The 7,900-nt window shown below is 63.9% G+C and carries 14 protein-coding genes; all 14 read left to right on the top strand.

Translation table 11 applies throughout. The annotated features are described in order from the left end of the window. Positions 1-879: elongation factor Tu (locus Q4F73_RS04755; protein ID WP_303358207.1), on the top strand; the 879-nt coding region annotated here is incomplete at its 5' end. Positions 880-970: 91 nt separating this feature from the next. Continuing rightward, positions 971-1,378 (top strand): aspartate 1-decarboxylase, encoded by a 408-nt coding sequence (gene panD, locus Q4F73_RS04750; protein WP_303358206.1) that lies wholly within the window; start codon positions 971-973, stop codon positions 1,376-1,378. After that, on the top strand, positions 1,378-2,067 hold the full coding sequence (locus Q4F73_RS04745; protein ID WP_303358205.1) for a hypothetical protein: 690 nt from the start codon (positions 1,378-1,380) through the stop codon (positions 2,065-2,067). The genes panD and Q4F73_RS04745 overlap by 1 nt, the downstream gene beginning before the upstream one ends. Before the next feature lie 552 nt (positions 2,068-2,619). After that, positions 2,620-2,925, top strand: a complete 306-nt coding sequence (rpsJ, locus tag Q4F73_RS04740) for a 30S ribosomal protein S10 (protein WP_003848085.1) — start codon at positions 2,620-2,622, stop codon at positions 2,923-2,925. 29 nt (positions 2,926-2,954) lie between these two features. Then, complete coding sequence (rplC, locus tag Q4F73_RS04735) at positions 2,955-3,611, top strand: 50S ribosomal protein L3 (RefSeq protein WP_303358204.1); 657 nt, start codon at positions 2,955-2,957, stop codon at positions 3,609-3,611. Continuing rightward, positions 3,608-4,261 carry a 50S ribosomal protein L4 gene (gene rplD, locus Q4F73_RS04730; RefSeq protein ID WP_303358203.1) on the top strand — a complete coding sequence of 218 codons (654 nt, stop codon included), beginning with the start codon at positions 3,608-3,610 and terminating at the stop codon, positions 4,259-4,261. The genes rplC and rplD overlap by 4 nt, the downstream gene beginning before the upstream one ends. Continuing rightward, positions 4,261-4,566, top strand: a complete 306-nt coding sequence (gene rplW, locus Q4F73_RS04725) for a 50S ribosomal protein L23 (RefSeq protein WP_303358202.1) — start codon at positions 4,261-4,263, stop codon at positions 4,564-4,566. Before rplD ends, rplW begins: the two co-directional genes overlap by 1 nt. Positions 4,567-4,589: 23 nt before the next feature. Continuing rightward, the gene (rplB, locus tag Q4F73_RS04720; RefSeq protein WP_303358201.1) at positions 4,590-5,426 is read left to right on the top strand and encodes a 50S ribosomal protein L2; all 837 of its coding nucleotides are present in this window, start codon (positions 4,590-4,592) and stop codon (positions 5,424-5,426) included. 15 nt (positions 5,427-5,441) lie between these two features. Further along, positions 5,442-5,720 carry a 30S ribosomal protein S19 gene (gene rpsS, locus Q4F73_RS04715; protein WP_047252314.1) on the top strand — a complete coding sequence of 93 codons (279 nt, stop codon included), beginning with the start codon at positions 5,442-5,444 and terminating at the stop codon, positions 5,718-5,720. 2 nt (positions 5,721-5,722) lie between these two features. Then, positions 5,723-6,085 carry a 50S ribosomal protein L22 gene (rplV, locus tag Q4F73_RS04710; protein ID WP_040084844.1) on the top strand — a complete coding sequence of 121 codons (363 nt, stop codon included), beginning with the start codon at positions 5,723-5,725 and terminating at the stop codon, positions 6,083-6,085. Next, positions 6,085-6,831, top strand: a complete 747-nt coding sequence (gene rpsC, locus Q4F73_RS04705) for a 30S ribosomal protein S3 (RefSeq protein WP_303358200.1) — start codon at positions 6,085-6,087, stop codon at positions 6,829-6,831. The genes rplV and rpsC overlap by 1 nt, the downstream gene beginning before the upstream one ends. A gap of 2 nt (positions 6,832-6,833) precedes the next feature. After that, positions 6,834-7,250, top strand: coding sequence for a 50S ribosomal protein L16 (rplP, locus tag Q4F73_RS04700; RefSeq protein WP_303358199.1), 417 nt, complete (start codon positions 6,834-6,836; stop codon positions 7,248-7,250). After that, positions 7,250-7,480, top strand: coding sequence for a 50S ribosomal protein L29 (gene rpmC, locus Q4F73_RS04695; protein WP_303358198.1), 231 nt, complete (start codon positions 7,250-7,252; stop codon positions 7,478-7,480). The genes rplP and rpmC overlap by 1 nt, the downstream gene beginning before the upstream one ends. Before the next feature lie 3 nt (positions 7,481-7,483). Beyond that, entirely contained in the window at positions 7,484-7,768 is a 285-nt protein-coding gene (gene rpsQ / locus Q4F73_RS04690) for a 30S ribosomal protein S17 (RefSeq protein ID WP_303358197.1), read from the top strand. Positions 7,769-7,900 lie beyond the last annotated feature (132 nt).

The following is a 7,900-nucleotide window of genomic DNA, read 5'->3' as shown; positions in this document are numbered from 1 at the left end:
ATCCTCGTGGTCGCCGCCACCGACGGCCCGATGCCGCAGACCCGCGAGCACGTGCTGCTGGCCCGCCAGGTCGGCGTCCCCTACATCCTCGTCGCCCTGAACAAGTGCGACATGGTCGACGATGAGGAGATCATCGAGCTCGTCGAGATGGAGGTCCGCGAGCTGCTGGCTGAGCAGGACTACGATGAGGACGCCCCGATCGTCCACATCTCCGCACTGGGCGCCCTCAACGGCGAGCAGAAGTGGGTCGACTCCGTCATCGAGCTCATGCAGGCCTGCGATGACAACATCCCGGACCCGGAGCGCGAGACCGACAAGCCGTTCCTGATGCCGGTCGAGGACATCTTCACCATCACCGGCCGCGGCACCGTCGTGACCGGTCGTGTCGAGCGTGGTCAGCTCAACGTCAACGAGGATGTCGAGATCATCGGCATCAAGGAGAAGGCCACCACCACCACCGTCACCGGTATCGAGATGTTCCGTAAGCTTCTCGACTACACCGAGGCCGGCGACAACTGTGGTCTGCTTCTCCGCGGTATCAAGCGCGAGGACGTCGAGCGCGGCCAGGTCATCATCAAGCCGGGCGCTTACACCCCGCACACCGAGTTCGAGGGTTCCGTCTACGTCCTGTCCAAGGACGAGGGCGGCCGCCACACCCCGTTCTTCGACAACTACCGTCCGCAGTTCTACTTCCGCACCACCGACGTCACCGGCGTCGTGAAGCTGCCGGAGGGCACCGAGATGGTCATGCCGGGCGACAACGTCGACATGTCCGTCACCCTGATCCAGCCGGTCGCCATGGACGAGGGCCTGCGCTTCGCTATCCGCGAGGGCTCCCGCACCGTCGGCGCTGGCCGCGTCACCAAGATCATCAAGTAAGTACCGCTTACTGATCTGACTGCTAGGGTCCGGTGGGTTTATCCCACCGGGCCCTTTCAGATTCCGGGGACCATGCGGTATCTTCTACCGCATGCTCAGAACCATTCTCGGCGCCAAGATCCACCGCGCCACCGTCACCCAGGCCGACCTGAACTACGTCGGCTCCGTCACGGTGGACGCCGACCTGCTGGCCGCGGCGGGTCTCATCGAGGGGGAGAAGGTCGCGATCGTGGACGTCACCAACGGTGCACGTCTGGAGACCTATGTCATCACCGGCCGTCCGGGGACCGGCGAGATCTGCATCAACGGTGCCGCCGCGCACCTCATCCACCCCGGAGACATCGTCATCCTCATCTCCTACCTGCAGGCCACCTACGAGGAGGCGCTCGAGTACGAGCCGCGCATCGTCCACGTCGACGAGCACAACCGCATCGTGGCACTCGGCAACGACATCGCCGAGGCAGTGCCGGGTTCGGACACCGTGTCCGCCCGTATCTGATGCACGACCCGCGGGTGCTCGATGCCGTGCGACGGGTGTGGGAGGGGCACCCGGACATGTCTCTGCCGACGTTGTTCGCCATGCTGGCCAACCGCGGGGTCGGGTGGGGTGCCACCGACGAGGACCTGCTCCGCGAGCTCGCCGCGATGGAAAAGCTCCATCCCGCGGAACTTCCGCTTGTCGACGCCCGCGTCACCGCCCGCTACCTCGTGATCACCGAGGCTCCTGCACACCGGGTGATGGTGGACCCGTGGCGGGTCATCGTGCGTCGGCCGGGGGTGACGGCGCAGCCCGGCGTGTGGCGTTATGCCACCGTACGGCCCGCTGTCATCGGCGGGCCGTTGGTGGTCACCTCCGCGGACGGCGTCGATCATCGACTGGGCGTGCTCACCCGTATGACGCTGCTCGATGACATCCCGACGTCGACGGTGGACTCTTTGAGCGGTCTCCGGCGGCGGACGATGGGTGACGCTGTCTACCTCGTCATCCTCGACGACGATTCCCAGGTGGTGCTCTCCCACGGATTCGAGCACTTCGTGGCCGGCAGACGCGCGCTGCACCAGGACTCCCGTGCCTGGGAGCAGCTGGTGGCGTGTGAGGCGGGGCAGGCGCTGGTGATGCAGCCGCCCGGTGGGGGTCCGGAACACCACCTCGCGCCGGTACGGGAGATCCTCACCGTCGAGCAGTGACGCCATTCACAGATGTGTCGCGGAGTGATCTCATGTCCGGTCGACGGCGGGCGGATTGTGTTTCGGGGTGGTGACGTGCTTTAATACATGGGTTGCCTTAACACGGCGTCTGCTCGAGCGCAGCTTGAGAACAGATCGTCGCTGGTAGGGCGAACATGACACCTTCGTCAGGCAGTCCGTCAGGACAGGCTGGGAAGGCTCCGCACATCGGGTCAAGGTCACCGACTTCAGGTTGGACACACCCGAGCGTGGAGACCGGAGAAGGGGCATGGCAAATAAACAGCGGCAGTATACGAGGGCCCACGCTTATCGCGAGATAACGTTCCCTTCCTACCTGACATACACGGGTCTTGTACCCCGTCAGGAGTGCTCCCGGTGATGTTGTTTGTCAGTTCGACGTGAACAGCCCCGGAGACCTCCCGGCCAGTCATGGCAGTCAGAAACTGGCGTTGCGCCCAGGCCCCATAGCCCGGACAACGTTATAGAGAAATCGAGAAGCGAATTCCCACCGCTCCATCATGGATGTGGGACGAAGCGAGGAAGAGGATAAGCGTGGCCGGACAGAAGATCCGCATTCGGCTTAAGGCCTACGACCACGAGGCGATCGACGCATCCGCAAAGAAGATCGTCGAGACCGTCACCCGTACGGGTGCCCGCGTCGTTGGCCCGGTGCCGTTGCCCACCGAAAAGAACGTGTACGCCGTTATTCGTTCTCCCCACAAGTACAAGGATTCTCGCGAGCACTTCGAGATGCGCACCCACAAGCGCCTGATCGACATCCTCGACCCGACGCCGAAGACGGTTGACGCTCTCATGCGCATCGACCTTCCGGCCAGCGTCGACGTGAACATTCAGTGATCGACGAGATACTTGGCGGAGAATAGATAATGAGTGAAAACGAGATCAAGGGCATTCTGGGCACCAAGCTCGGCATGACCCAGGTCTTCGACGAGGAGAACCGCGTTATTCCGGTGACCGTCGTCGAGGCCGGGCCGTGCGTCGTGACCCAGATTCGCACCCAGGAAACCGATGGCTACAACGCCATCCAGATCGCCTACGGCGACATCGACCCGCGCAAGGCCAACAAGCCGGCCGCAGGTCACTTCAAGAAGGCCGGCGTCACCCCGCGTCGCCACGTGACGGAAATCCGTATGGATGACGTCTCCGGCTACGAGGTCGGCCAGGACATCACCGTCGAGATCTTCGACGGCGTCCAGTTCGTCGACGTCACCGGTACCTCCAAGGGTAAGGGCTTTGCCGGCGGCATGAAGCGCCACGGCTTCGCCGGTCAGGGTGCCTCCCACGGTAACCAGGCCGCTCACCGCCGTCCCGGTGGTATCGGCGCTGCCGCGACCCCGGGTCGCATTTTCAAGGGCAAGCGCATGGCCGGCCGCATGGGTACTGACCGCGTCACCACCCAGAACCTCAAGGTTCAGAAGATTGACGCCGATGCCAACCTGCTGCTCATCAAGGGCGCAATCCCGGGCAACCGTGGTGGCATCGTGACCGTTAAGACCGCAGTGAAGGGCGGTGCTCACGCATGACCAATCTGAAGCTCGACGTCCACACCGCTGACGGTAAGACCGACGGCCAGGTTGAGCTGCCGGCCGAGATCTTCGACCGCGAGGTGTCCATCGCTCTGATGCACCAGGTCGTCAACGCCCAGCTCGCCGGAGCCCGCCAGGGCACCCACTCCACCAAGACCCGTGCTGAGGTCCGTGGTGGTGGCCGCAAGCCGTACCGTCAGAAGGGAACCGGCCGCGCCCGTCAGGGCTCGATCCGCGCACCGCACTACGCCGGTGGTGGTATCTCCCACGGTCCGAAGCCGCGCGACTACAGCCAGCGCACCCCCAAGAAGATGAAGGCCGCCGCACTCGCAGGCGCCCTGTCCGATCGCGCTCGTAACGCACGTATCCACGTGATCACCGAGCTCGTCCCGGGTCAGTCCCCGTCGACCAAGTCGGCACGCACCTTCATCGAGCGCCTGACCGACCGCAAGTCGGTTCTGCTGGTCGTCGGCCGCGAGGACCTCAACGCCCGCCGCAGCGCCAACAACCTGCCCGGTGTCCACATCCTGGACGCCAGCCAGCTGAACACCTACGACGTCCTCAAGTCGGACGATGTCGTGTTCTCCGTTGAGGCCCTGCACGCCTTCATCAACCGCAACAATGTTGCGGACCAGGAGGAGAACTAATGGCCAAGATCGCCAACCCGCGCGACATCATCATCGCGCCGGTCGTCTCGGAGAAGTCCTACGGTCTGATGGAGCAGAACGTCTACACGTTCCTCGTCGACCCGGCCTCCAACAAGACCCAGATCAAGATTGCCGTGGAGCAGATCTTCGGCGTGAAGGTGGATTCCGTCAACACCGCCAACCGTGAGGGCAAGCGCAAGCGCACCCGCACCGGTTACGGTCAGCGCAAGTCCACCAAGCGCGCCTACGTGACGCTCCGTGAGGGCAGCGACTCCATCGACATCTTCGGCGGCTCCGCCTCCTAAGGGTCGAGAGAAAAGGACACATTATGGCTATTCGTAAGTACAAGCCGACAACCCCGGGTCGCCGTCAGAGCTCCGTCTCCATGTTCGACGAGATCACTCGTTCGACCCCGGAGAAGTCTCTGCTGCGCCCGCTGCACAAGACCGGCGGCCGCAACGTGCACGGCCACATCACCACCCGTCACAAGGGTGGCGGCCACAAGCGTCGCTACCGCGTCATCGACTTCCGTCGCAACGACAAGGACGGCGTGCTGGCCAAGGTCGCTCACATCGAGTACGACCCGAACCGCACCGCCAACATCGCGCTGCTCCACTACTTCGATGGTGAGAAGCGCTACATCCTGGCCCCCAAGGGCCTGAAGCAGGGCACCATCGTCGAGTCCGGCGCCAACGCCGACATCAAGGTGGGCAACAACCTGCCGCTGCGCAACATCCCGACCGGTACCACCATCCACAACGTCGAGCTGAAGCCGGGCGCCGGCGCCAAGCTCGCACGTTCCGCTGGTGCGTCCATCCAGCTGCTGGGTAAGGAGGGCACCTACGCGGTTCTGCGTATGCCGTCCTCCGAGATCCGCCGCGTTGACATCCGCTGCCGCGCCACCGTCGGTGAGGTCGGCAACGCCGAGCAGATCAACATCCGCTGGGGCAAGGCCGGCCGTATGCGCTGGAAGGGCGTCCGCCCGACCGTCCGTGGTGTCGTCATGAACCCGGTCGACCACCCGCACGGTGGTGGTGAGGGTAAGACCTCGGGTGGTCGCCACCCGGTGTCGCCGTGGGGCCAGAAGGAAGGCCGCACCCGCAACCCGAACCGCTACTCCAACAACATGATCGTGCGTCGTCGCCGGTCCAACAAGAAGCGCTAAGAGGAGGTAAACGATATGCCACGCAGCCTTAAGAAGGGCCCGTTCGTCGATGAGCACCTCCTCAACAAGGTGGATGCTCAGAACGAGGCCGGCACCAAGCAGGTCATCAAGACCTGGTCCCGCCGCTCCACCATTCTCCCGGACTTCATCGGCCACACCTTCGCCGTCCACGACGGTCGCAAGCACGTGCCGGTGTTCGTGGACGACTCCATGGTCGGTCACAAGCTGGGCGAGTTCGCACCCACCAAGACCTTCAAGGGTCACATCAAGGACGACAAGAAGGGACGTCGATAGCGATGAGTGACACCATCACCTCCGCACGCGCGACGGCCAAATACGTCCGCACCTCCTCGATGAAGGCTGGCCGCATTCTGGACCTCGTCCGCGGCAAGTCCGTCTCCGAGGCACTCGCGATCCTGAAGTACGCTCCGCAGGATGCAGCCAAGGCCATCGCCAAGGTTGTCGCCTCCGCAGCCGCCAACGCCGAGAACAACTTCGGCCTGGACCCGCGCACCCTGGTCATCTCCGAGGCCTACGCCAACGAGGGTCCGACCATGCGTCGCTTCCAGCCGCGCGCTCAGGGCCGTGCTTTCCAGATCCGCAAGCGCACCAGCCACATCACCGTTGTGGTTGAGAGCCAGAAGGAAGGGGCCAAGTAGTGGGCCAGAAGATTCATCCTCACGGCCTCCGGCTGGGCATCACTTCCGACTGGAAGTCCCACTGGTTCGCCGAGAAGAGCTACGCAGATTACGTCGCCGAGGACATCAAGATCCGCGATTTCCTGTCCAAGGGACTGGAGCGCGCCGGTATCGCCGATGTCGTCATCGAGCGCACCCGTGACCGCGTCCGCGTCGACATCCACACCGCCCGCCCGGGCATCGTGATCGGTCGCCGCGGTGCTGAGGCCGACCGCATCCGCCGTGAGCTGGAGAAGCTCACCGGCAAGATGGTCGCCCTCAACATCCTCGAGGTCAAGAACATCGACGCCAACGCCGCACTGGTCGCCCAGTCCGTCGCTGAGCAGCTGGTCAACCGTGTCGCGTTCCGTCGCGCCATGCGTAAGGCCATCCAGTCCGCCATGCGCCAGCCGCAGGTCAAGGGCATCAAGGTTGTCTGTGCGGGTCGTCTCGGCGGTGCCGAGATGGGCCGCGTGGAGCGCTACCACGAGGGTCGCGTTCCGCTGCACACCCTGCGCGCCGAGATCGACTACGGCACCGCAGAGGCCCACACCACCTTCGGCCGTATCGGCGTCAAGGTGTGGATCTACAAGGGTGACGTCGTCGGCGGTCGTCGCGAGTCCGAGATCAACGCACCGGCTGAGCGCCGTGGCCGTGGCGATCGCAACGCACGTCCGCGTCGCGGTGGCCAGCGTCGTCAGCGCGCCGAGCAGAAGCAGGAGGGCTAAGAATGCTTATCCCCAAGCGCGTGAAGTTCCGTCGCCAGCACCGTCCGAACCGTTCGGGCGTGTCCAAGGGCGGCAACAGGATCAACTTCGGTGACTACGGCATCCAGGCTCTCGAGCCGGCCTACGTCACCAACCGTCAGATCGAGTCCGCACGTATCGCCATCAACCGCCACGTCAAGCGTGGTGGCAAGGTGTGGATCAACATCTTCCCGGATCGTCCGCTGACCCAGAAGGCACTCGGTGTGCGTATGGGTTCCGGTAAGGGCGCCGTCGAGAAGTGGGTCGCCAACGTCAAGCCGGGTCGCATCCTCTTCGAGATGTCCTACCCGGATGAGGCCACCGCCCTCGAGGCTCTGCGCCGCGCCGGCCAGAAGCTGCCCTGCAAGGTCCGCATCATCAAGAAGGAGGACCAGTTCTAATGGCAACCGGTACCCCTGCTTTCGAGTTCCGCGAGCTTGACGCCGCCGAGCTGGAGACCCGCCTCACTGAGGCCAAGGAAGAGCTGTTCAACCTGCGCTTCCAGCTGGCCACCGGTCAGCTGACCAACAACCGCCGCCTTCGCACGGTCAAGCGCGACATCGCCCGCATCTACACCGTCATCCGCGAGCGTGAGCTGGGCCTGTCCGTCGTTCCGGGAGCTGAGGCTTAAATCATGAGTGAGGCAAACGTGAACGAGAACAAGAAGGAGAAGGGCGCTCGCAAGATCCGCACCGGCTACGTGGTTTCTGACAAGATGCAGAAGACCATCGTCGTCGAGCTGGAGGATCGCAAGCAGCACGCCCTCTACGGCAAGATCCTGCGCACCAACTCCAAGGTGAAGGCGCACGACGAGGACGAAGTTGCCGGCATCGGCGACCGCGTCCGCATCCAGGAGACCCGTCCGCTGTCCAAGGACAAGCACTTCCGTCTCATCGAGATCGTCGAGAAGGCCAAGTAAGCCTTCCTTCCCCTGAGAAGCCCTCCGCTTTCCCGAACACATCGGGAGACCGGGGGGCTTTTCGCTGCGCACGACCACCGGGGGAAATAGGGGGTGGAATATCCGGGGATACCCTGAGGCTTTTTCTCTCAT

Source organism: Corynebacterium sp. (assembly GCF_030535495.1).
GTDB lineage: Bacteria > Actinomycetota > Actinomycetes > Mycobacteriales > Mycobacteriaceae > Corynebacterium.
This window is presented reverse-complemented; position numbering and strand designations above follow the sequence as displayed.